This is a genomic window from Pedobacter sp., assembly GCF_965279535.1.
GTDB lineage: Bacteria > Bacteroidota > Bacteroidia > Sphingobacteriales > Sphingobacteriaceae > Pedobacter.
On record NZ_OZ257244.1, the window covers coordinates 618,441 to 642,001 of the forward strand.

Sequence of the window (23,561 nt, forward strand, 5' to 3'; positions counted from 1 at the left end):
CATTAGCTAAACAAATCGAATGCTAATCGATAAGTATTACAATGCGCATCCACTATGTCTTTAATATCAGCTGAATATCCACCACCCATACTGATCTGAACCGGAAGTCCCCTTTCCTTACAAGCCATTAAAACCATACGATCTCTTTCCTTACAGGCCGATTTGCTTAAGGCAAGTTTACCCAGCTTATCTGTAGCTAAAACATCAACTCCTGAGAGATAAAAAACAAAATCAGGTTTTGCACTTTCAAATGCCTTTTGCAGGTTGATAGAAAGTAATGACAAATAGGCATCATCAGTTAAGCCATCATCCAGAGGTATATCAAGATCTGAAATCTCCTTTCTGAATGGAAAGTTTTTATCGCCATGCATAGAAAACGTGAAAACACGCGGTTCTTTACTGAATATTTCTGCGGTTCCATTACCTTGGTGAACATCTAAATCAATTATTAAAATAGAATTAACTAATTCTTTATGTAACAAATAATTAGCTGCAACAGCCTGATCATTTAACAAACAAAAACCTTCTCCCCATTTACTACCAGCATGATGCGTACCTCCGGCAACATTGAAAGCAACTCCATGCCTGATAGCAAACACGGCACCATCAATAGTTCCCTGTGTAATCCGTAATTCTCGCTCAACTAATTGTGAAGTTAAAGGAAAACCTATTCTTCGTTGTTCTCTTGGTGGCAGGGTCAGTTTTTTTAACTGAAGCCAGTATTCGAGCTGATGGCTGAGCAGTACAATATCTTCATCCACGATTCCGGGCGAGAACAAGTTCTGCTGTTCAATAGTCCCCTCATGCAAAAGCTGCTCAGGAATCAATTCATATTTGAGCATTGGAAATCTATGCCCTTCGGGCAAAGGGTGTGCATAGAGTGGATGCCAGGCTATTTTAATCATTAAGCCAAAATCTCCTCAACATGTTTTTCAATATTGTTACAGATCTGATCAACCGGTAAGTCGTTTGCGTCTTCACCAAAGGGATTTTCAATTTCCTCTGCGATCAATTCTAAACTGGCAAGCACGTAAAGAATAAATGGAACAATTAAAACCAGGTAATAGCCCAGGCTAAACACCCATCCAATTGGAATGGTTAATACATAAACAAAGATAAATTTCTTGATAAAAGCACTATACGAAAATGGGATTGGCGTATTTTTAATCCGTTCACAGCCACCGCAGATATCAGTAAACTGATTAACATCATTCGTAAGCACGATGAGTTGCTCCTGAGAGATCAGGCCGCGCTGCAACAGATCGTACAAGCGGGAAATCATGCTGCTGGCAATTTGATTGGGAATATGCTTGGTACCTTCAACTTCAATTAAAAAACTGTTTTTTCCAAAATATTGCTTCTCGCGGAGGTGTTCTTTTAGAGCAAAAGCATACTTTGGAATGCCATATTCAAAAAATCGCACATCTTCATCCGGTAATCTCAGCGCTTTGATCTTCATGGCAAAATTACGGCTAACATTGGTAAGACCACCCAACAACTTGCGCCCATCCCACCACCGATCATAGGAAGTATTGGTTCTAAAAACCAACAACATAGAGATTACAAATCCTAAAAGACTGTGCATCATACCTATATTGCTCACATAGTCACTTTTAGAAAGCTTGAATACGTTTAGCTCCAGAAAGGCCACAATTCCCGAGAATATTGCCACACTAAGCATTAGCGGCCATAACTTCCTGAAGGTATCTGCCTTGTGGATATGAAAGATAAAGGTAAACCAGTCTTTCGGATTATAGTTAATCATAATTACGTTACGCGTTAAGTATTGGTTATGGATTTATATTTTTTTTCAACCTATTGGAATTTATCATCTATTCAGATCGGTCAAAATGTCAAAATTTAATCTACAAAAGCTCCTTACTGACTTTTAAAAGTGCTTGACCTGTTAAATAAACATCTTCAAATGAATTGTAAAGCGGCACAGGACTTAGGCGAATGACATCCGGTTCGCGCCAATCTCCAAGAATATTATCGGCCACCAAACCATCAAAAACCTGCTTCCCTTTTTGAGCTGCAATAATTGATAGTTGTGCCCCTCTGTCTTCAGGATTCTCCGGTGTAATAATCGTGTATTGCTGCACTCCTAGAGACATATTTACCTCATTTATAATAAATTGAAGATACGAAGTCAAAGTAATACTTTTATTCCGGAGGACCTCAAGGAAACCTGCTTTTTCAAAGATCTGCAAGGAAGCATGGTACAGTGCCATTGGCATTACCTGTGTACAACTTACCTGCCAGCCATCAGCTCCGGCCTCTGGCACAAATCCTTTCTCCATTTTAAAACGTTGTTGTTCCTGGTAACCCCACCATCCTGCAAAGCGGTTTAATGTTTGATCTTCGAAGTGCTTTTCATGCACAAAAATACCACTTATGCCACCAGGACCTGAATTTTGATATTTATATGAACACCAGCAAGCGAAATCAATATCCCAGTCGTGTAATTTAACAGGTACATTCCCTGCCGCATGCGCCAAATCAAAACCAACTATTGCACCCATCTCATGCCCCATCTCTGTAATCGCCTTCATATCGTACCATTGTCCGGTATAGTAGTTAATACCACCAAATAGCACCAGTGCAATATCACCTCCATTTTCTTTGATCTGCGCAAGAATATCAGCTGTACGCAGGGTTTCTTCACCTTCCCTCGGAAAAACCTCTATAATAGCTTCAGTTGGATCGTAGCCATGAAAACGAACCTGGCTTTCTATAGCGTATTGATCAGAAGGAAAAGCACCACCTTCCATGATAATCTTGAAACGTTTTCCTTTTGGCTGATAGAAACTAACCATTAACAAATGTAGGTTTACGGTTAGGGTATTCATCGGACAAACTTCTGATGGAAGTGCGCCTACGATAGGTGCCATCAGCTTTTTAAGTTCTTTGTGATAAAACATCCAAGGTTCAGTCCCATCAAACCAACCTTCTACTGCATAATTTGCCCAGTTATCCAATTGCTTTTTTAATACCTGTTCAGCGACTTTAGGCTGAAGACCTAAAGAATTACCGCACAAATAGATAAAATCCTTATTATTTTGCTTAGGAAAAAGAAATTCCTTTCTAAAATCTTTTAATATATCGGCCGCATCCTGGCCCTTAGCGAATGCTAAATTGTTTTCGAAATTCATCGCCCAATATTACAAAAAAGCAGGTATTGTTTCCAATCCTGCTCTTAAGAAATTACGGTAAGTTAAAATTTCATGGTATCATGTTTTCCCAGATCTGGTGTATCACCAGTAAGCAAAGCTTTTAATGTGCTAAACAGCACAACTATTCTGGATGCTGAGGCGTCCCAGTATTCGGCAGCATCCGGAACTACTTTTATTAAAATTAACCGGGGATCATCTATTCCATCTGGAAACCAGGCCTTAATGAATGGCGAAAAATAAGATTCTTTCCGTACCTTATCATCAATCAATTCAGCCGTTCCCTTAACAGTAAGGTAGGTATTTTTACCAGGGTCACTATAAGCCAGCAACACATGGTTATCTTTTGAAACTTCTTTAGATTTTAAAGAATACTCATTTGTAAAAAACCACAAACTTCCATCCTCTTCAATTTTTGCCGTACCCATTGGACGACTTCCCAGCTCATCTTCTTTAGAAAAGGTAGTAAACATACAGATACGTACGCTTTCGGCCATTTCTTTCAGAATAGCTATATTTTTTTCGTTTTTCATGATCAAGATATTTGAAAGAAAAACAGTATCAATAGCGGGAATGTTTTAAGATATCTAGCGCCCAGGGGTTTAAACTTTATTTGGTTTGCTTACATATTTGTTGCCTTTAACGAAAAATCTCCAGGGCAGTAATGCGTGTTCCTGCGCATAGGCAATACCAACACGCGGTGTTGCAACAATCTCCTCATCCGAATATCGGATTCCATGATCTTCCAGCCAGACCTCTTCGCCATGTAAATGTTTGGCATTAAAGGATCGATCTATGCCCAGGGCTTTGGCAGCTGACCCGGGACCAGCTGAAATGGCTGCCTTTGTTGATGGCATGCTCCTTCTGAATTCGATAATCTCTTTGCCAATTAAGGGTTCAATTGCCCGTATCAATATGGCATGTGGCTCATCTTTTACCGAGCTCACAATATTGAACAAATGATGCATTCCATAACAGAGATAAACATAGGAAATCCCACCTTCGCTATACATTGTTTCGGTACGGTTGGTACGCCTGCCTCCGTAAGCATGAGAAGCTTTATCCTGTACACCAAAGTAAGCCTCTGTTTCAACGATGATACCAGCAGTTATCTCACCATCAATTTTCGTAAAGAGTACTTTACCCAAAAGATCTTTGGCCAGGAATAACACATCTTGATTAAGATAATAAGCGGGATCTAATTTCAAAATAACTAAATAATTACTTTAACAAAGTATTAATAATAACCTCTAAATTAACCTTATCTACTTCATCAAATTGACCCAGAAATTCACTATCTACATCCAGTACACCAATCACTTCCCCCGATTTAACTAAAGGCAAAACGATCTCCGATCTGGAAGCTGAAGCGCAGGCAATATGCCCGGGAAACTGATCAACATCCGGAACAATAAGGACTTCATTCTTTTCCCACGATGTGCCACAAACCCCTTTACCCTTTCTAATCCGGGTGCATGCAACAGGTCCCTGAAATGGGCCCAAAACTAATTCTTCATTCTTCACTAAGTAAAAACCAACCCAAAACCAATTAAACTGCTCTTTAAGGGCAGCAGCTACATTAGCCATATTGGCTACAAAATCGTCCTCACCAGTTAAAAGCGCTTCGATCTGCGGAATGATTGATTGATATTGCTCTGCTTTTGTGATGTTTCTATCGATAATTAAATCCTCGGCCATGACTATATAATTAAATTAATGATAACAAAGTTAACTAGGATTTGTGTTATCTGACACCAAAGCTCATTTAATGACTAAATTCTTGCTAACAATCGCAATAGCTTTCCACAACGAAGCTTTAAAGGCTTAAAATTTATTAGTTTTGACCAGATTATTAATTATGGTTGTTGCGCTTACGATTACTAAATTCCGGTCATTTACAATTCCATTTGCTTTTTTAGGGATGGTCGTTTTAAGGTTTCCATTATGGTTAAACCGAAAATGTGGATTCTGGAAATTGATGGGGAGCGGAAAAAACGCACAAGTAGATTTAGCCCCGGATTTTAAACACTGGGCCGTTTTAACCACCTGGGATAATAAGACGGATGCAGATCAATTTTACCACAAATCATTTCCTATAAAATGGTTTCGATTCTTCGGAAATGAAGAATTCACCATCTTACTTAACCCTTTATCTAGTCATGGATTATGGTCAGGTAAAGAACCATTTAAATACAATAAAAGAACCGAGATACCAGGCAATAAGATTGCCGTTATTACCCGGGCAGCGATCCGTTTTAACCGGCTAAAAGAATTTAGAAGCAATATTAGCAGAGCAGCTGAAGAAATGCGAAAAGCAGAGGGCTTTATTCTGTCTGCCGGCATTGGAGAGAATCCTTTTCTTGACCAGGCTACATTTTCCATTTGGAAGAGTGCAGATCACATGAAAAACTATGCATATAAGAGTTTCAACCATGCTGATGTAATCAAACTCACCAGAAGCCGCAACTGGTATTCGGAAGAACTATTTGCCCGCTTTGAAATCCTGGAAAGCTGGGGCAGCTTAAATGGATTTTCCCTCCAAGACAACATTTAACAACTAATTAGAAAAACATGAGAGTTATAGCAGAACTTCCACATCCCGAATGTAAGATTACGATCTTTTCGATGAACCAGAAATATATAGTCAAATTTGAGCAAGGGACTTTTGAGCAAAGTTATAAATTGGCCGAACTTGACTTAAGTGGAGGAGGCGTAAATGATGTTTTTGAAATTCTCGATGAGGAATTTATCGGAACAGTAATAGAGCGCTTTAAAATCATGCGAACTGATTTTACTGCTGCTTATAAACGACACCAATTCTAAATATTAATCAACACAACTAACTGAAATACAATACATTAACATCTTTAACAGAATTATATTTTATAAAAACAGGTGTTTTAAGAGCACCTACAAACCGTTTAAATAAATTGATCATTCATATTATGATATGTAAATAATTGATTTTAAAACAATTAAATAACACAACAAAACAATATTCTGTATGCTATTTTCACCAAATAAATGGTAAGTTATAGGCAATTACAGTATAAAACTATAATTGAAGTGGTTAGCGATATCAACCCATAGATTAAAGGAACAGCGTCTTTAATAAACATGCACTCCCGAAGAATCAATAGAAAATCAGAGGTTTCGGTAGGTGATGACACCAACCGATAGACCCCATATTCTGCATATTGGTTTTGACTAAATGGTTAGGTAATAAAAAATTTCAGTACAAAACATTAATTGAGATGGGTGTCGACGCCAACCCATACATTGAAGCTAACAGCATCTTTAATACACCCCCACTCCCGAAGAATAAATAGAAATTAGAGGTTTCGGTCGGTGTGGACACCTACCCTATAGGTCGAATATTCGAAATCACAGAGACCGATAAAAGAAAAGTTTCGGTTGATGGTGAAACCAACCGATGTCGCTCCTGTTGGGGTACTCAGAGCGGGATTATTGTTACGAGCTTACCGTATCATGCACTACGACCCTGTACCAGTTATTTGAAAATTTCTCTACGGCGTCCAAATGTAACTTGTCTTCCTGATAAGCGTTATGATCTGCGATATTATCAAAAGTTATGGTTAACGAATAAGTAAACGAATTATCGGTTACCGGTCTAACTGGTGTTGAGGCAGCCAGTCCGTAGCTTAATGATTTAATATATTTAATTGGCCTTAAACTTTCGAAGAATTGTGCAAAGTTGGCTATTTCAGTTTGAGTTAATTGTGGCTTTAGCCAGAACATTACAAAATGCTGTATTTGTCCTTTAGCTGGTTGAATGTTATCGTTCATAATGGATTATTTTGATAAATATAGAAATGATTTTAGCAGCCACAAAAAAAGCGGTTATGTTCCCATAACCGCTCTTCAAATATTTGAGAACCTATAACTAGTTCTTAGGCTGCACGCGGCCAGATTTTCTGTCTTCACCTCTACCGATTAAATAACCGCCACCAGCACCAACTAATCCGCCAATAATTGCACCCCTACCTTTTTTCTTGTCAATTAACGCACCACCAACAGCACCTGCAGCGCCACCAATTACGGCACCTTTAGCTGCATCACTCCATCCTTTTTTCTTTGCAGTTGGTTGTGTACCACCGTAAGAACTTGATGACGATGAACCTCCTGAACCAGAATAAGCAGCAGAACGTTGTCCAGCCCTTCTGGCAGCAGCTAATTCTGCTTCATGTTTAGCCTGAACTTCTGCTTCTTTTTTAGCTACTTCTGCCCTTTTAAAGCTATCTAATCTTAAACTATCTTTTACAGCTTTAATGGCTAATTGTTTTTGAGCTTCCTGTTGTCTTAATGCTTCTTCTTCTTTTGCTTTATTGTTACAAGCAAACATCACTGAACTTAATGCGATTACTACCAATATCTTTTTCATAACTTCTTTTTTTATTAAAATCTTGCTTAAGCATCCTAACCAGCTGAAGCAGGTTTTATTTGTAAGTGTTTTAGTTAATTACATACACTAAAGAAAAAATGATGCCAAAATGTTTTAAATAGAAAAATTAATCTATTAAATCCATGTACCAAAAGCCTAGATCAGCAGCACTATCACATACAGAATCGGGCTCAGATTTGTCTTTCTTTGGAGCCTGATAGGTTCTATATACCTTTTCTCCAAGTACAAAAGGAATACTTTTTTTAAAAATTGGCCCTTGAAATGCAAATGTATGGAACTCGCCATTTTCTCCGCATGGATCTACCCCTTCAGGAAGTTGGCCAATCAGTGTTTTGGTTATGACCTGACCACAAAATTGTGCTAAATTCTTTTGTGTGCAAACCATTATGGTTTGGTATCCAAGGTCTAAAAATTCATCGATTAGCGCATTAGTGTCCTTTTTCCAAATCGGAAATATTGCTTTCAGACCAAGTTCGGCCAACTTATTCTCCCGGTAAGCCCTCAGATCTTCCAGAAAAATATCTCCAAAAATAGCGTGTGTAATGCCTGAAGCTTTAAAGTGACCTAGATGATTTCGCATCGTATCATCATAGGTTTTCATATCGGGCATTTCAGGCAACCTGATCTCATAAAGCGGAATACCAATGCTCTCCGCTTGCTTAACCAATAAAGTATCCCGAACGCCATGCATAGACACGCGACTATATTTTTCACTTATTGTAGTTACCAGATAACAAATTTCTATAGTAGGATCCTGAAGTGCGTAGTGTAGTGCTAAAGTACTGTCCTTCCCTCCACTCCAGTTGAAAATACACTTTCGCTTAAGCATTACTAATCAGTATTTCCTTTAACTTCTGCATACCAAAACCTGCTTTCTCCGCAATAGTGGTTACATTTTTATATCGCCCCACATCAGGTATATTTGGATCGACCACATATTTTATAGTGGTGTGCGGAACATAGCCCAGAAGTCCGGCCGCAGGGTACACTGCCAGGGAGGTACCAACGAGTAAAAAAACATCTGCACGCTGGCATATTTTAGCCGCCACTTCTATCATGGGTACAGATTCTCCGAACCACACCACATGCGGGCGTAGCTGAGAACCCAACTCACACAATTCGCCCATACGGATTTCATCACCTTCTATGGGATAAGTTAAAGATGCTTTTTTATCCGATTGCGACCGGGTAATGATACCATGGAGATGCGTAACTTTACGAGAACCTGCCCGCTCATGGAGGTCATCTATATTCTGCGTAATGATTTCTACATCGTAATGTTGCTCCAGATCAGCTAAGATCTGGTGAGCATTATTGGGTTGTGCAACCATTACTTGTTTGCGCCTTTCATTGTAAAAAGTTTGCACCAAAGCGGGATTTCGTTCCCAGGCCTCGGGAGTAGCTACGTCGTAAACATTATATCCTTCCCATAATCCATCGCTATCGCGGAAGGTTTTTAAACCGCTCTCTGCACTGATTCCTGCACCAGTTAAAACCACTAGTTTTTTCATTATTCAATTAATATTTTTAATCCCTACAGATTGAAACAATGATTTTATCAAATCATACTTACCAAAACAGGTATCACCAAATCCGATAATGTAATCAGGAGCAGCAATAACACAAACAATGAAAGCCTCATATTTTCATTTAGTGATGAACAAGGTTATCAAATTTTACAAACTTTTTAGCAACCACTTCATCAGCCTTAAATATCTCTGGATGAAACATACAGGAAAGTGCTTCGATACCGGCTACAAGCGTACCAATACTGGGTTGGGTAAACATATCGAAATCAGCTAAATAAACTTGATTATTTTTCACCGCAGCAAGCTCATCCCAGCCTGGTTTAGCCGTTAGAACAGAGATTTCTTCACGGGTTCTGCCCACATCAAAGCCACATGGTGCAATAACCAAAACTTCAGGATTGTACCTGACAATTTTATCCCATGGTGTTACAATAGAGTCTCCTGCTGGATTAGAAAGCATATCTACACCACCCGCAGCCGCAATCTGGAAGGGAATCCAATGTCCACAATTATAAATAGGTGCTATCCATTCCATTAACATTATCCGCTTTAGTGGTGCTTTGTTGGCACGTAGAGTATCCAATATCCCATCTGTTTTCTTTTGAAGTGAAGCTAAATAATGAAGTGCTACTTCCTCTTTACCCATTGCCCGGGCAATCGTTAATGCACATTCAAAAACATCCTGCAGGTTGTTTGGAGACAAAGGAACAAGCTGAGGCTGTTTACTTAACTTCATAACTGCAGTTTCGGTACATACCGTATCAATATTGCACACTTCACAAACGTCCTGGGTAAAAACAATATCCGGCGCAATGCTTTCCAGAAGCTCGTCATCTACCCAATATAAGCTTTTTCCCTGCGCTTTAGAGGCAGAAAAAATACGATCGATTTCAATGCTCGAATAATGCTTGCCTTCCAGAATACAACGTACCACTTTAGGCGTGTGTTCGGCTTCTTTCGGGCATTCGAACGTTACACCATAAAGGTATTCCTGCAAGCCCATATCATAAATCATTTTGGTTGCAGCAGGCAAAAAAGAAACAACTTTCATAGAATTTAAATCCGTGTAATGAAATACTAAGTTAAAAAAAATCCCCTTCTGAATGGTTCAAAAGAGGATCTTAATTATAGAAACCTTAAAAAATTATAGGGTTTGTGCTTTAAGTTTAAGCACAGGATATTTTGCTTTTAACAATTCGAAACCTCCAAAAAGGATGGCTCCATAAATCAACGTTCCTTCTAAGAATCTAATTTCAAAAGGAATTGCTTTTACCAGACAGTTCCAAAAACCCGCTAAATCCTGAGTAAACAATGGGTTTTTGTACCACGACCCGAAATCACTAACAATCCAGTGGATAAATACAATCGCCAAAGTGGATAACAAAAGATTAGCTACGGTTACTTTTTTCAATAGTAATCTACCTGCTAACACCATTAAGATAATCGCCAAATAAGTATACGTTTCCTGAATCAATAAGATATCTACGTATTGTTTATATATGGTGGTGTATAATACTACATCACTAATTAACAAACTTAAAATCGGAAAAGCGAAAGCTTTTAAGTTATCTTTAAAATAGGCTCCCCCAAATAATGCTACCGCTCCAATTGATGAAAAGTTAGCAAACTGAAGTGCTTCAGAATTGAATGTAACCACTAAACGAAATACTGTAATGACTAAAATCATTAATAGTAAAGTTAAGTTACGTGGATTGAATCTTAAATTAGACATTTTATGGTTGATTTAATGTTATACAAAGTTAAGTTTTTTATCTGATATTAAAACTTACACCCGCGTTAAAATTGAAGCCCATTGTGCTGTAACCAATAAATTCATTGTATTTCTCATTCAGGATATTTTTCGCATCAAAGAAAATTTTAACGTTTTTATTGAACAGGGCATATTCAGCATAAGCGCTTAATAATTTGTAGTATGAGAGTTCTTCCACCATACCAGTTCCATAATTGGTATCAAAACGTTTACCGAAATAACGGTAATTGGCACTTACATATAGATTTTGGGTAGCATGGACTCCCGCATTTAAACCAAATGTATGTTTTGGTCTTCTGATAAGGTAATCAACTTGTCCATCTCCCCCTTTCACAAAGGCGTAGTAGCCGTTAAAATTAAAAACACCTAAATTCACAGCCGGTTCAATTTCAAAACCCTTAGCTTTTTGTTCTGAAGTTAAATTAATGTAGTTATAACCATTGCTAGCCGGAGCAATAATAGCGTCTGTAATATTACGTTTAAACGCAACTAACCTTAAGTTAAATTTTTCATCCGCAAAGCTGAAGTTTGCACCAGCTTCATAATTTTGAGATCGCTCTGGTTTGAGGTTCAGATTTGCACCAAACTGCCCAAATAACATACTCAAAGTAGGCACTTTAAATGCGGTTGAAACGGTACCAAAAAGTTTAATCTCTTTTATAATGTTGATGCTTGGGGTAATGGTATAAGTATAATTTTCTCCATATTGATCGTGTTTGTTATATCTTCCACCTACTTCTAAATTGAAAATGCTTAAGTCATGTAAAAATAATGAACCGTAAGCGGCAAAAATATTCGTTTTAGGTGAGTTTGATCCGCTTATTAATTTAACTGCTCTGTTGTCTACACCTACTAGTAAATCAAGTTTATCATTGATCTTCTGGTTGTAGAACAAATCAACAATATTGATTCTGCCATTACTTGAATAATTTGATGGAAAACCCATGAAAGTTGTTTGTGCATCATTCGAAGTCGTTTCATAGCTATAATTCAAAGTGACTTTACCTGTATTAAATTTATAAATAGAATTAACACCACCTGAGAATTGCTTTAAAATAGAATGATTATCTGGTGAGCCATCTGTGAAAGCATCTTCATCAATTTTATAATTTCCATAAAAATAGCGCAAAAACGGATTAACAGAAAAATTCTTGTCTAGCTGGATTCCGAAATTAGCATTTACACCATCAGCCTTGAAGCCATCTTTATCCATGGCGGCTGTACTTCCAACGGGTGCCGCAGCTTCAGAAATGCCATCAGTTTTATTATGCGTATAGTTTATATTGTAACTAAAACCCTCTACCCTTCCATTTAAACCAATGGTTCCTTTGTAACTCTCGTAACTTCCGGCAGAAGCTACACCGTAAATGGTATTTCCTTTAGGACCGGCTTTTTTGGTAATGATATTGATAACACCTGCAACGGCATCAGAACCGTAAATAGTAGACTGACCACCTCTCAAAATTTCAATGTGATCGATCTGATCTATTGAAAACTGGCGTAAATCAAAAGCCCCGCCATTTCCTGAAGGGTCATTCTGTACAATACCATCAATTAATACGACAGTATACCCGCTGGCGGCTCCTCTAAAAAAAACGGATTTATTTTGTCCCGGATTACCAGTAGCGCCAGAAACTAAAATCCCTGCTTGCTCATTTAATAGCTCTGGCAAAGATTTACCATGACTTCTCTCTAAAACTTCTTTACTGATAATGGTAACCACCTTACCCGTTTGCGATTGTTTCTGATCATTTTTAGTGGCGGTAATCACTACATCTTTTAGTTGCAGACTGTCTTGTGCATTGGCCAACTGGCTAATGGTTAATTGCACAAATCCCAGACTTGCGGCAATTAGAATACTTTTTTTGTTCATTTGATTGTGAGTTTTGCCCACAGCCAACAGATTAGAAAAGGAAATGAAAATACGAAATTTAAGTATCTCAATCCTAGCTTCAATCCCCGAAAGCTATGAAATTATACGCTGGTGGCAGGTATTCTGACTTACTCCCGGTTTTTCTACCTTCCCATTTCCGGATGAAAACAGTGGTTTGTAGAACGAAAAACCGTTACAGAGCTTACAGCTGCGGGACAGTTGCAGATTCACACTGCATTCCCTTTTAATTCCGATTTTAAAGCCGGAAACCAAAAGCGCTGCAAAGGTAACAAAAAAAGGTTTGCTTGTATATCAGCAAACCTTTGTAAAGAGAGAGCGGTTTTAATTAGTTTGGAGTCTTTAGTTTGGAGTCTCTAGTTTGCATGCAAATGAAACAATACCCTAAAAGACCGACCATAATGTTTATTGATGAAACACGGTGACCGCAGGGAAATGATACCCATCATATGATAAAGTATTCTTTAGTGTTCCTGCGGGATCATAGAAATACAAATTATTGATGGCATAATTGGCTCCATAACCTGATTGTACCGTTTGGATCACAACCTGATTTAATTTTGAATCAAAGCCGATCCCCTTACCATAGAAAATTTGTTTTTCCGGATTGGTTGCAAAAGGTGCATTCAAAGTGTTTGCATTTCCATCATATTTATACACTTCACTTCCACCACCAAAGCTTCCGGTTTTTAGTAAATAAACTACGTTGTCTTTGGTCGATGCAGCAATTGACCCCGCATGCCATGCTCCCCATGAAGAATAAGTGGTAAAGCTCAGGCTCACACTATCTTTAGCCAAAGTTTGCGGATCTGTTTGATACAGGTATTTAGCACCTGCATACCAAACTTTACCATTTGGAGTTTTGGCAAATCCTACCGTCATTCCTTTAATCTTTCTGTTTAAAGTATAATCTGAAGCATTGTAAATGAGTAATCCGTCTGTTGCACTGTGCATAAAAATGTAATTACCTGCTTTAATCATATCACCAACTTGTCCGTCTGCACCAACTAGCTTAGCATAGGCGGTCATATTTTTAAGGTTAACCAGGTAAACGCCACTTGAACTACTCAAAAGCCCTGTATTTTCATCAATTCCTAAAAAAGCCCGCCAATCGTTACCGCCCTTGGCAGCAATCCTGGCCTTTTCTTTCAATGTAAATGCATCAACTACTACAACTGGTCCACCAACTTTACTCACCAGGTATAAATTATTGTTAAAGATAGTCCCGTACTGCAGGGTTGAGCCTTCTGGTTTTAAATCTTTACCAGGATTTTCCCGTTTAAAAAGGCTGTCTGTTAATTTCCCGGTGCTGTAATCAAAGAAGTTCAGTTCTCCTGTGCCATGCCCGAACCATCCTTCGTTCACAATGAAAAATCCATTTTCATATTTTCCTTTAGCAACAGGTTGTACCTCGGGTTCTACTGCCGCATCCTTCTTACAGGCGGCGCCCAAAAGCGTGATAAATATTCCAATAAAAAGTTGTTTTGTGTTTAATGATCTCATTATATATTATTTGTGTATCTATTTAATTCCTAAATCTTGTGCGCCTTTAACTTCAGTAGATATCTCGCCCATCAGCGTATTCCCCTTTTCTCTTTGTGCGGTGTATACTTTTACAAAATCGATGGTTTTCAATTCTACTTTCTTACCTGTTTTATCTACTGCCCAGGAAATGTCGAAACCGTTATATTTATTGGTAGCATAATCATCTCCAATAGACCAGCTATCGGTATATCCCCAGTTAAACGCAGCGTTAACAAAAATGCTTCCTACCTTACCGAAAGTTGAAGGCAACAAGGTTCCCCTGAGGGTTAGTTTTTCCTGATCTGGCGCAAACTCCGGATAGAAGTTGTGTTTGTGAAAGTTATTTACGTCATACGTTCCACTTCCGCCCTGATTATCTGTCCAGGTTACATTGGCAAACCCTTTGGGGTTAACATATGTAATTTCGTAGTTTTTAATGGTTAAGGGGTTGTTGTACTCACTACCTGCCAGCTCATACCATTCATCATCAGGTTTACCATTTCCGTTCACATCCTGACTTACCATTACAATGCCTGGTTCTGCCCATGCAGTTGAGCCGCCAATCGGATTGCCGTAGATGGCAAGGTCATTTCCAGAATTATTGACTACTGAGTGATCAAATCCAAAAACAATGTAACCACCAAAGCCCCCTAAACTGATGAGGCTGGTTTTGCTTACATCGCCGATAATTTTTTGTGCGCCTGCAACTGAGCCCAATGCTTCATTTATAAATTGTCCGGGAGCCGGCAGGTATTCAAAAATGGTGGAAATGAATTTTGTACTGGCAGGTGTAACTCCAATAACAGGTACCGGAACCGTAACGGTGTATTTATGGGTAAAGGTGCCGGCAGTATTAGAGGCAGTGTACTCAATAATATAAGTACCTGCTTTTAATGGCGTAAAATCAAAATTATAAACTTCACTTACTACTGCGCCATCAAGCTTCCATAAATGTTTAAAAGGTAACCCGTTATTGGTTCCGGCACTAAAGGTAGTTTTTACGTTTACTTTGGCTTCAAGGGCATCAGTCTTTATGGCTAAATTAACATCAGGAGCAATCTCCTTTTCATCTTTTTTACAACTGTACATCAGCGCAAAAACGCTTAAGAGTAACAATAGGTAGCTTTTCTTCATGTGTTTTATTAATTATATATTGATTATTTATTTAAGAATACCAGGTGTGCCGGAATATCACCGGTAGTAACCGAAAACTTCTTTTTCCCTTTCTTATCAAAGCAATAGAGGATTCCCGGACTTACATAATCCCTGGCATCGGTAACATATACATCATTATTTACCGGATTTACGGCTATACCATAAGGGATTACAATCGATTTATCTGTTCCATCGGTGATGAAATTTTTGTTGATGATTGTCTCATCCTTTACGTTAATTTTAGCATAACTGATGGCGTTTGAGCCAGTGTTGTTATTCCATTCTACGCTATATAAATAAGCTTCATCATTATGGATAGCAATATTACTTGCCGCCAGATTAAAGGTCTTTTTAATTTGATCTGTCTTGGTATCAATTACAAATAAGTTGGAAGGGATATTGTAATAATCACCTCGGGAGGTTACATACAAATCGCCATATTGATCTGCCTTTAACCTATGCAGATTAATCGCCACATCTATTCTTTTGATTTCTGTAAGCGTATTTAGATCAATGACCGAAACAGTCCGTTCATAATTTGGATAATTATAACCACCAGAATTGGCTACATACAATTTTGCACCTATTACCGCCATCTCTTCGGGCTGTTTGCCTACAACAATCTGCTTTTCCTCTTTTAATGATGTCGTGTCTACTACAGATACATAACCATCATATGCAGTTACATAGGCTTTGTTCTTATAAAAAGTAATGTACCGGCAATTGGGGATATTGATTTGACCAATCCGCTTTGCTGTTTTAGATTCCAGCACTTCCACTTTATCCGACATGTTGACCACAACGTACAACCGTGATCCATATATTTTGATATCGTTGCCCACATCACCAAGTCCTAATGTAGCGTTGGGGTTAGCCTCATTGTAAATATTCTTGCGGTATACACCAGAACTGAAGTCGTAATAATCCAGCGAGGACTTGTTCGATCCCATATTAGCCTCGTTTAAAAGATAAAAACCCTTCAGTTCAACTGTTGGATCAGGAGGCAATTGTTCCTGTTCCTCAGGGATAAAACTATCTTCCTTCCTGCAAGAGAGGAACACAAGCAGCATACAGGCCAGCCACAAAATAGATTTGGTATTTTTCATAGTATTAAATTTTAGCACTGAGTGTAATCCGGAAGTTTCGTCCGGGCATAGGATAGTTGAGTACCACATCGTAGTACTGGTTAAGCAGATTATTTATCTCGACATTAACTTTATAATTCTGATGTGATCCGAAATAACCACCGATAGAAAGATCATGTGTATAGTAAGGCTTTACGTAGTTTACCGGTATATTGGCCTTTTGGCTGTAACGTTCACCGGTATAAATAAAGCTGTAGTTTAAGCTGTACCTGCTATGGGTAATACTTCCGGTAAATGAACCGCTGTGAACAGGAATATATGGAATCTGATTGCGGTACGTAAAACCGGTTTTGGTTACATCCAATGCTTTTTCGAATGTATAATTTAAATTGGTACTGAATTCGAACTCATTGATTAACCATAAAGTTTTAATATTGGTTTCCAGTCCTTTAATAGATACTGCATCCAGATTGAGCATTGTCCACCTGAATAAGTTAAGTGTGGGTACTGCAACAATTTTATCTTTTACCTGGTTGTAATAAACATCGGTTTGAACGGAGAAATTCTTTAGTGATCCATGTAAAGAGTGTGTGTTGTAGTTAAAACCTAAATCATACTGCTTCGTGTATTCCGGCCTTAAACTCGTATTTCCAATAAAAGTGTAGTACAGATCGTTGAAGGTTGGCATTCTAAATATAGATTTATAAAAACCTTTCAATCTAAAATTCGGACTTTGAAAAGGCTGCCAGGAAAACATGGCTGCTGGAGTATATTCTGTGCGGTTACCGGCGGCAGATAAAGTTTTAACTTCCTCGTTAATAACCGTAGCCAATACATTGGTTTGAAATTCGAATCTTTTTTTAAAGTATTTACCTGCCAGTACAAATAGACCTGTGCTGCGGCTTGGATAGGCAAAGTATTCCAGATTAGCATCCAGGTTCTGGTAACTATAATCGGCAGAGAAAGCAAAATGCAAATATGGCTTCATCTGGTACACATTGGCCACAGAAAGGTACCATTCTTGTTGTTTGTAGATATTATTTAGCGCACCCCTATCAGATTTAATAGTTGGATCATTGTAACGGGTGTAATCATTGGCATACTTGGCATTTAAAGAAATGTTATATCGCCGGTTTGGGTTGTTTTCATAATGGGTCTGAACAAATGAGTTATCATCCCATTGGCGCTGGCTAAAATCAAATTTATTGGAAACAATTGCTCCGGGGATACCACGTTCAGACCGATATTTGTAAAGCTTAACATTCCATTGGCTGCTATCTGCACCTTGTCCAAATGCTCCCCCTTCCAGGCGATAGGAATAAATATCTGCATTGGTACGAACAACTGTTGTATCGTAATATCCGTTGGTATAGCGGTATTTATATTTCCCGTTTGCATTTAAAAATGCTGCATTCAAGTTAAAGGCGAGGCGCTTGTTTATCTTTTGCTCATACAAAACCGCTGTATTAATAAAACCGAAAGATCCGGTTTTTACATCTGTACTGATGTTTTGATTTTTGTTTAAAAAAGTTGGTACTTTCGTTTTGATATATAAAGCACTTGCAGAAGCGAAGGCCTTTGCCGGCTGTAAAAGTTCACTGCGTTGCCCGCTGGTTAGCAAAAGTTCCGCTACGTTATCTAAAGTATACTTCCCTAAATCTACCTGCCCGTTTTGAGCATTACCCAGCTGCACACCATCATAAAAAACAGCGGTATGGTTGCTACCCATACTGCGCACATTAATGGTTTTTAATCCGGCTATGCCACCATAATCTTTAACCTGAACACCAGAAAAATAGCGGATAGCATCTGCAATTGATAAAGCATTCAACCTTTGCAGTTCTAAACCAGATAGTACCTGCAATGGCGTAGGCGAAAGGTGCTGCTTACTTATCCTTAACTGATTGATTTGAACTTCCTTAAGTTGATTAACCTTTACGGTATCAGCTTGTGCCCATAAAAAATCAGGGCATAATAGGGCTATCCAGAAAATGGAAGTGCCAATAAAAAACTGCATGATGCCACGTTGGGCAAGATGTTTAATAATCATTTTTGTTGCGAGTTATTACCCACAGCAAACAGATTTGAAGGAAATGAAAATACGAAAACCTTTAGTACCTCAATCCTAGCTTCAATCCCCGAAAGCTATGAAATTATATGCTAAAGGCAGGTCTTCTGACTTACTCCCGATTTTTCTACCTTCCCGTTTCTTAGAAACAGTGGCTAACTGATTGAAAAATCGTTATAGAGCTTACAGCTGCGGGACAGTTACAGAATTACACTGTATTCCCTTTTAATTCCGGGTGTAAAACCGGAAACCAAAAGCGCCGCAAAATTAGTAAAATTAAGCTAAATGTAAAATGGATGTTAAAGGATATCTTTCTTCAGGCAAAAGGTTAACTTTAAAAATCAATCCCAGCACATGAAAAAAACGGCTTTTATTTTTCTTTCCCTAATCAGTGTATCTGCAATGGCACAAAAAACCGATACTACGATGCTTCAAAAATTAATGGAATCCAAACCTGAGTTATTTGCCGGGATCTTAAATCATCCGGAACGCAACCAGGTTCAAATTCTATACACACAGATAAATCGGGATGCCCAAAACAAATCACATTTTAAAAGCTACAGCTATAACCTTAATCCCAACCATTACTTCTACCCTGCCAGTACCGTTAAGTTAGCTGCTGTAATTTTTGCACTGGAGAAAGTGAATACCCTAAAACATACCGGACTTACAGCGAAAAGCATTATGATAACAGATAGTGCATTTAAGGGGCAAACCAGGGTATCAAAAGATGAAAGTGCAGCAAATAAGCTTCCTTCTATTGAGCATTACATTAAGAAAATACTGCTAACCAGCGATAACGATGCTTTCAACAGGCTTTTTGAGTTTATTGGAAGAGCAGAGATCAATAAGAAGCTAAAGAAAAATGGTCTTAACCACAGTCGGATATTAAACAGATTGGCTATTGGAGATGCAGGCGAATCGGCAAAGCATACCAATCCGATTAATTTTTTTAATGGTGATAAATTAGTTTACAGTCAGCCTGCTCAGTATGATCCGAAAGAATATGCGTTAAAACTCAGCAACCTGGTAATGGGCAAAGGTTATTTAGACAGTGCAGAGAAACTGGTAAATAAACCTTTTAGCTTAGCCAATAAAAATGCCTTTTCCATTTCAGATCAGCAAAAACTAATGCGCAAACTGCTTTTCCCCGAATCATTTCCGGCAAAGGAACGATTTAACTTAAGTACCGAAGACTACAAGCTGATATATACTTTTATGAGCATGTACCCAACAGAAAGCCAATATCCTAAATATGATGAAAAGGAATTTTGGCCAACCTATGCCAAGATGCTTTATTATGGCAGAGAAAAGGACGTGTCTCTGGATAAAAACATCAGAATTTTTAACAAATATGGCGATAGTTATGGTTTTATTATTGACAATTCTTATTTCGTGGATTTTAAAAATGGTATTGAATATTTACTTACTGCCGTAGTACAAAGCAATAAAGATGAGATCTACAACGATGATAAATATGATTATGAAACAGTTTGTTTTCCTTTTATGAAAAATCTTGGGCAAGTCATTTATCAGTTAGAAATGGATCGGAAAAAGGATTTTAAACCGAATTTAAGTAGATTTGCACTCGATTATTAATAGCGCCTCACTTTATGCTATTGAAGATTAGTTTTCCCTACGAATGATTAAGAAAAGAATAAAAAGAAGTCTACGCGTATCCAAATACATTTTATATAAAGAAACACTTGTTGATAGCAGAGAACATTTTTGGTCCTTTATGGGGGCATTTATTGGCATAGGCCTGATAGCCCTCTTTCAAAGTAATATCCTTTCCAATACCGAAAACATCTTCCTTATCGGATCCTTTGGGGCTTCTAGTGTGCTCATTTATGGCAACATCCAAAGTCCACTTGCACAGCCGAGAAACCTGATTGGAGGGCATGTCATCTCTGCAATTATTGGAGTAACAGTACACAAGCTTTTACCTGACTTAATCTGGCTTACAGCCCCTACTGCTGTTGGTTTATCGATTGTTTGCATGCAATTTACAAAAACCATTCATCCTCCCGGTGGGGCAACAGCACTTATTGCGGTAAGTGGTGCACCTAAAATTGTAGGATTGGGTTATTGGTATGTCTTATCGCCCGTTTTAACTGGCTGTACCATATTACTGTTCGTTGCATTAATATTTAATAACATCACGCCTAAAAGAAGATACCCAACCAACCCTAGGTTTACGCGTTTCGTGAAAAGGACATTTTTCCGCACAAAAGTTATTCGGTAAATTGTTTTAGACCTCATTTATAATAGGGGAACGATTCGGATTTACCCCAGAGTACACAGAGGTGTAAACTTTGTGGTAAAACAACATGGGCCGAAGCAATCCTTTACCATTTGTAGTGACCTTTCAAACAACTTTATCTGTTTTATAACCAACTACATTTATCATTTTGATTATTTCCCTTAATATTTAGCCTGTTTTTATACTTTCATTTGTATAAATGGTCATGGTAGGCTTTAAAAATCAAAGACTTAACCAGACCTACACCCAGATTTAACCAAATTATTATGAGAAAAAAATCCTACCTATTGCTGTTTTTGACAGTGTTTTCCTTATTGCCACTTTTTGCGCAAAAACGTATCGGGAATGAAAGTCCGGAAGCTAAAGTAAAGCGAATGCAATGGTGGACGAATGACCGTTTTGGTATGTTTATCCATTGGGGGCTTTATGCTATGCCTGCGCGGCACGAATGGGTAAAAAGCAGGGAAAGAATTACCAATGAAGACTATCAAAAATATTTTGATCAATTCAATCCAGACCAGTTTCAACCAAAAGTTTGGGCTAAAAAAGCCAAAGCTGCAGGTATGAAATATGCAGTATTAACCACCAAACATCATGAGGGCTTCACCTTATTTGACAGTAAACTTACCGATTATAAAGCCACTAACACCCCGGCAAAACGTGATCTGGTAAAAGAATTTGTAGATGCATTCAGAGCAGAGGGAATTAAGGTGGGCTTTTATTATTCATTAATTGACTGGCATCACCCGGATTATACGGTAGATAGAATTCACCCTCAGCGTCCTGTAAAAGAAAGCGATTCTGCTTATGCGAATGTGAATAAGGGGCGTGATATGTCGAAATATAGAAAATACCTGTATGATCAGGTAACAGAAGTTTTGACCAAATATGGAAAAATAGATTTACTATGGCTCGATTACTCGTTCGCTGGCAAATATGGTAAAGGAAAAGATGATTGGGGCTCCATTGAATTGCTTAAACAAATCAGAAAGCTTCAACCCAACATTATTGTCAATAACCGGTTAGATTTGAAAGAATACACAGATGGGGCTGATTTTGAAACACCGGAACAGGTTAAACCTGCTGAATTAGAAAAATATAAAGGTAAAGTTTGGGAAACCTGCCAAACATTCTCAGGATCATGGGGTTATCACCGCGATGAAAACACATGGAAAAGCAACAGAGCGCTACTGGACTTGTTAATTACATCAGTAAGCAATGGGGGTAATTTGCTTTTAAATGTAGGACCAACTGCCCGTGGTGAGTTTGATGCCAGGGCGAATACCGCATTAGATAGTCTGGGAATTTGGATGCATGCCAATAGTCAGGCTATTTATAATTGCAGCTACGCACCAGCTGAATATGCGGCAGTTGATGGCGCTAAAACTACTTACAACAAGGCAGCAAAAAAACTCTACGTTCACCTTTTCGACTATCCTAAAGATGGTACGTTAATACTTAAAGGCTATGCTAAACAGGCAAAATATGCTCAATTCCTGCATGACAATTCTGAACTTCAAATAGACAAGGAAAAATCTAAAGGGGATGACTTAGTACTCAAGCTGCCTACTAAAAAACCAAATTTTGAGATTCCTGTTGTGGAATTATCATTAAAATAACCGATACGGCACTTGCAATTAATTGCAGGTGCCGATATTAAAGATCTACAATTCGCCCAGAAGTGAAACTTTACTTTCATTAAGTTTATCTTGCTCTACCTCGCCCAATACCGGGAACTTTAAATTAAGGCTCTTAAATTTGTCTGCGATAATTTCGCTTATTGCCAATCGCGCAAACCATTTCTTATCAGCAGGAATAATATGCCAGGGCGCATTTTTAGTACTTGTTTCATTAATAGCGTCCTCATAAGCCTGCATGTAATCGTCCCATAAAGCGCGTTCTTTAATATCGCCAGAAGAAAATTTCCAGTTTTTTGCAGGGTCTTCAATCCGTTCTAAGAAACGTTTCTTTTGCTCTTCCTTACTTACGTTCAGAAAAAACTTTAAAATTACCGTACCATTGGCAATCAGGTGCTCCTCAAAATTTCTAATGCTCTGGTAGCGCTGTTTCCAAAACTGTTTGTTTATTTTTTTAACCTCATCGTATCCTGGGAGATTCTCTGTTAAAACATATTCTGGGTGCACCTTGCAAACCAGTACATTTTCATAATGAGATCGATTGTGAATCCCAATCCTGCCCCGTTCTGGTAAAGCCTTGTTATGTCGCCATAAAAAATCATGTTCATACTCTTCAGATGTAGGAACTTTAAAGCTAAACACCTGGCATCCCTGAGGGTTTAATCCGCTCATTACATGTTCAATGGCGCTATCCTTTCCGGCCGCATCCATAGCCTGAAAAAGAATTAAAACCGAATATTGATTAGCAGCATAAAGTTTTTCCTGCTGATGGCTTAATTCTATTTTAGCATTAACCAGGGCATCCTTAGCTTTTTCTTTATTATAGCCTCCTGTAAAATCTGTTTTGGTATTTTTAATGGAAAATTTTTTATCTCCCTGTACAATCAGGCCTTTAAATTCGTTTTTCATACTTGCAAACTGTTTAGTTATTGTTTCAACTACATCAATTAAAGATATAACTAAAAAATAAGTAAATTAAATACTGTAATTTGCATACAGAGTTTTTTATATTTAGCGCCACAGCTTTTTACCCAACATTACCACA

General features: G+C 38.2%; 23 protein-coding genes and 2 riboswitches. Of the genes, 5 read left to right on the plus strand and 18 right to left on the minus strand.

Annotated elements, in window-relative coordinates:
- Positions 1-2: 2 nt before the first annotated feature.
- From ACQY77_RS02285 to ACQY77_RS02310, 6 genes are all read right to left on the minus strand, one after another.
- On the minus strand, positions 3-905 hold the full coding sequence (locus tag ACQY77_RS02285) for a histone deacetylase (protein WP_421939608.1): 903 nt from the start codon (positions 903-905) through the stop codon (positions 3-5).
- Positions 905-1,765 carry a bestrophin family protein gene (locus ACQY77_RS02290; protein WP_421939607.1) on the minus strand — a complete coding sequence of 287 codons (861 nt, stop codon included), beginning with the start codon at positions 1,763-1,765 and terminating at the stop codon, positions 905-907. Before ACQY77_RS02290 ends, ACQY77_RS02285 begins: the two co-directional genes overlap by 1 nt.
- Before the next feature lie 100 nt (positions 1,766-1,865).
- The gene (gene kynU, locus ACQY77_RS02295) at positions 1,866-3,152 is read right to left on the minus strand and encodes a kynureninase (RefSeq protein ID WP_421939606.1); all 1,287 of its coding nucleotides are present in this window, start codon (positions 3,150-3,152) and stop codon (positions 1,866-1,868) included.
- 62 nt (positions 3,153-3,214) lie between these two features.
- Positions 3,215-3,703: a pyridoxamine 5'-phosphate oxidase family protein gene (locus tag ACQY77_RS02300; RefSeq protein ID WP_421939605.1), complete on the minus strand. Its 489-nt coding sequence runs from the start codon at positions 3,701-3,703 to the stop codon at positions 3,215-3,217.
- A gap of 69 nt (positions 3,704-3,772) precedes the next feature.
- A complete protein-coding gene (locus tag ACQY77_RS02305; protein ID WP_421939604.1) occupies positions 3,773-4,378 on the minus strand; it encodes a DNA-3-methyladenine glycosylase in 606 nt (201 codons plus the stop codon).
- Positions 4,379-4,391: 13 nt separating this feature from the next.
- On the minus strand, positions 4,392-4,868 hold the full coding sequence (locus tag ACQY77_RS02310; protein WP_421939603.1) for a GAF domain-containing protein: 477 nt from the start codon (positions 4,866-4,868) through the stop codon (positions 4,392-4,394).
- A gap of 142 nt (positions 4,869-5,010) precedes the next feature.
- Here ACQY77_RS02310 and ACQY77_RS02315 point away from each other — a divergent pair, with 142 nt between their 5' ends.
- Positions 5,011-5,724 carry a DUF3291 domain-containing protein gene (locus ACQY77_RS02315; RefSeq protein WP_421939602.1) on the plus strand — a complete coding sequence of 238 codons (714 nt, stop codon included), beginning with the start codon at positions 5,011-5,013 and terminating at the stop codon, positions 5,722-5,724.
- Positions 5,725-5,741: 17 nt separating this feature from the next.
- Complete coding sequence (locus ACQY77_RS02320; RefSeq protein WP_421939601.1) at positions 5,742-5,993, plus strand: hypothetical protein; 252 nt, start codon at positions 5,742-5,744, stop codon at positions 5,991-5,993.
- A 648-nt stretch (positions 5,994-6,641) separates the two neighbouring features.
- Here the strand turns inward: ACQY77_RS02320 and ACQY77_RS02325 are convergent.
- The 11 genes from ACQY77_RS02325 to ACQY77_RS02375 all read right to left on the minus strand — a co-directional run bounded on the left by ACQY77_RS02325 (position 6,642) and on the right by ACQY77_RS02375 (position 18,598).
- Positions 6,642-6,977 carry a Dabb family protein gene (locus ACQY77_RS02325; RefSeq protein WP_421939600.1) on the minus strand — a complete coding sequence of 112 codons (336 nt, stop codon included), beginning with the start codon at positions 6,975-6,977 and terminating at the stop codon, positions 6,642-6,644.
- Between the two features lie 97 nt (positions 6,978-7,074).
- The gene (locus ACQY77_RS02330; protein WP_421939599.1) at positions 7,075-7,572 is read right to left on the minus strand and encodes a YMGG-like glycine zipper-containing protein; all 498 of its coding nucleotides are present in this window, start codon (positions 7,570-7,572) and stop codon (positions 7,075-7,077) included.
- 127 nt (positions 7,573-7,699) lie between these two features.
- Positions 7,700-8,422, minus strand: a complete 723-nt coding sequence (locus ACQY77_RS02335; protein ID WP_421939598.1) for a diphthine--ammonia ligase — start codon at positions 8,420-8,422, stop codon at positions 7,700-7,702.
- Positions 8,415-9,104 carry an SIR2 family NAD-dependent protein deacylase gene (locus ACQY77_RS02340; RefSeq protein ID WP_421939597.1) on the minus strand — a complete coding sequence of 230 codons (690 nt, stop codon included), beginning with the start codon at positions 9,102-9,104 and terminating at the stop codon, positions 8,415-8,417. The genes ACQY77_RS02335 and ACQY77_RS02340 overlap by 8 nt, the downstream gene beginning before the upstream one ends.
- 139 nt (positions 9,105-9,243) lie before the next feature.
- Positions 9,244-10,173: an ABC transporter substrate-binding protein gene (locus tag ACQY77_RS02345; RefSeq protein ID WP_421939596.1), complete on the minus strand. Its 930-nt coding sequence runs from the start codon at positions 10,171-10,173 to the stop codon at positions 9,244-9,246.
- Positions 10,174-10,266: 93 nt separating this feature from the next.
- Complete coding sequence (locus tag ACQY77_RS02350) at positions 10,267-10,854, minus strand: DUF6580 family putative transport protein (RefSeq protein ID WP_421939595.1); 588 nt, start codon at positions 10,852-10,854, stop codon at positions 10,267-10,269.
- 37 nt (positions 10,855-10,891) lie between these two features.
- Entirely contained in the window at positions 10,892-12,766 is a 1,875-nt protein-coding gene (locus tag ACQY77_RS02355; RefSeq protein ID WP_421939594.1) for a TonB-dependent receptor plug domain-containing protein, read from the minus strand.
- 96 nt (positions 12,767-12,862) lie between these two features.
- Positions 12,863-13,055: riboswitch (cobalamin riboswitch) on the minus strand.
- Positions 13,056-13,189: 134 nt separating this feature from the next.
- Positions 13,190-14,287 (minus strand): DUF5074 domain-containing protein, encoded by a 1,098-nt coding sequence (locus ACQY77_RS02360; protein ID WP_421939593.1) that lies wholly within the window; start codon positions 14,285-14,287, stop codon positions 13,190-13,192.
- 18 nt (positions 14,288-14,305) lie between these two features.
- On the minus strand, positions 14,306-15,442 hold the full coding sequence (locus ACQY77_RS02365) for a PKD domain-containing protein (protein ID WP_421939592.1): 1,137 nt from the start codon (positions 15,440-15,442) through the stop codon (positions 14,306-14,308).
- Positions 15,443-15,465: 23 nt separating this feature from the next.
- The gene (locus ACQY77_RS02370) at positions 15,466-16,569 is read right to left on the minus strand and encodes a YncE family protein (RefSeq protein WP_421939591.1); all 1,104 of its coding nucleotides are present in this window, start codon (positions 16,567-16,569) and stop codon (positions 15,466-15,468) included.
- A 4-nt stretch (positions 16,570-16,573) separates the two neighbouring features.
- Positions 16,574-18,598 carry a TonB-dependent receptor gene (locus tag ACQY77_RS02375; RefSeq protein ID WP_421939590.1) on the minus strand — a complete coding sequence of 675 codons (2,025 nt, stop codon included), beginning with the start codon at positions 18,596-18,598 and terminating at the stop codon, positions 16,574-16,576.
- A gap of 98 nt (positions 18,599-18,696) precedes the next feature.
- A riboswitch (cobalamin riboswitch) is annotated at positions 18,697-18,886 on the minus strand.
- A gap of 84 nt (positions 18,887-18,970) precedes the next feature.
- On the opposite strand from ACQY77_RS02375, the gene ACQY77_RS02380 reads away from it, so the two are divergent.
- The 3 genes from ACQY77_RS02380 (at position 18,971) to ACQY77_RS02390 (ending at position 22,498) form a co-directional block, all read left to right on the plus strand.
- On the plus strand, positions 18,971-20,215 hold the full coding sequence (locus ACQY77_RS02380; protein WP_421939589.1) for a serine hydrolase: 1,245 nt from the start codon (positions 18,971-18,973) through the stop codon (positions 20,213-20,215).
- A 43-nt stretch (positions 20,216-20,258) separates the two neighbouring features.
- Positions 20,259-20,861, plus strand: a complete 603-nt coding sequence (locus ACQY77_RS02385) for an HPP family protein (protein WP_421939588.1) — start codon at positions 20,259-20,261, stop codon at positions 20,859-20,861.
- Between the two features lie 284 nt (positions 20,862-21,145).
- Complete coding sequence (locus ACQY77_RS02390) at positions 21,146-22,498, plus strand: alpha-L-fucosidase (RefSeq protein WP_421939587.1); 1,353 nt, start codon at positions 21,146-21,148, stop codon at positions 22,496-22,498.
- A gap of 45 nt (positions 22,499-22,543) precedes the next feature.
- Here ACQY77_RS02390 and ACQY77_RS02395 read toward each other — a convergent pair whose 3' ends face one another.
- Entirely contained in the window at positions 22,544-23,425 is an 882-nt protein-coding gene (locus tag ACQY77_RS02395; RefSeq protein ID WP_421939586.1) for a polyphosphate kinase 2 family protein, read from the minus strand.
- Positions 23,426-23,561: the final 136 nt, after the last annotated feature.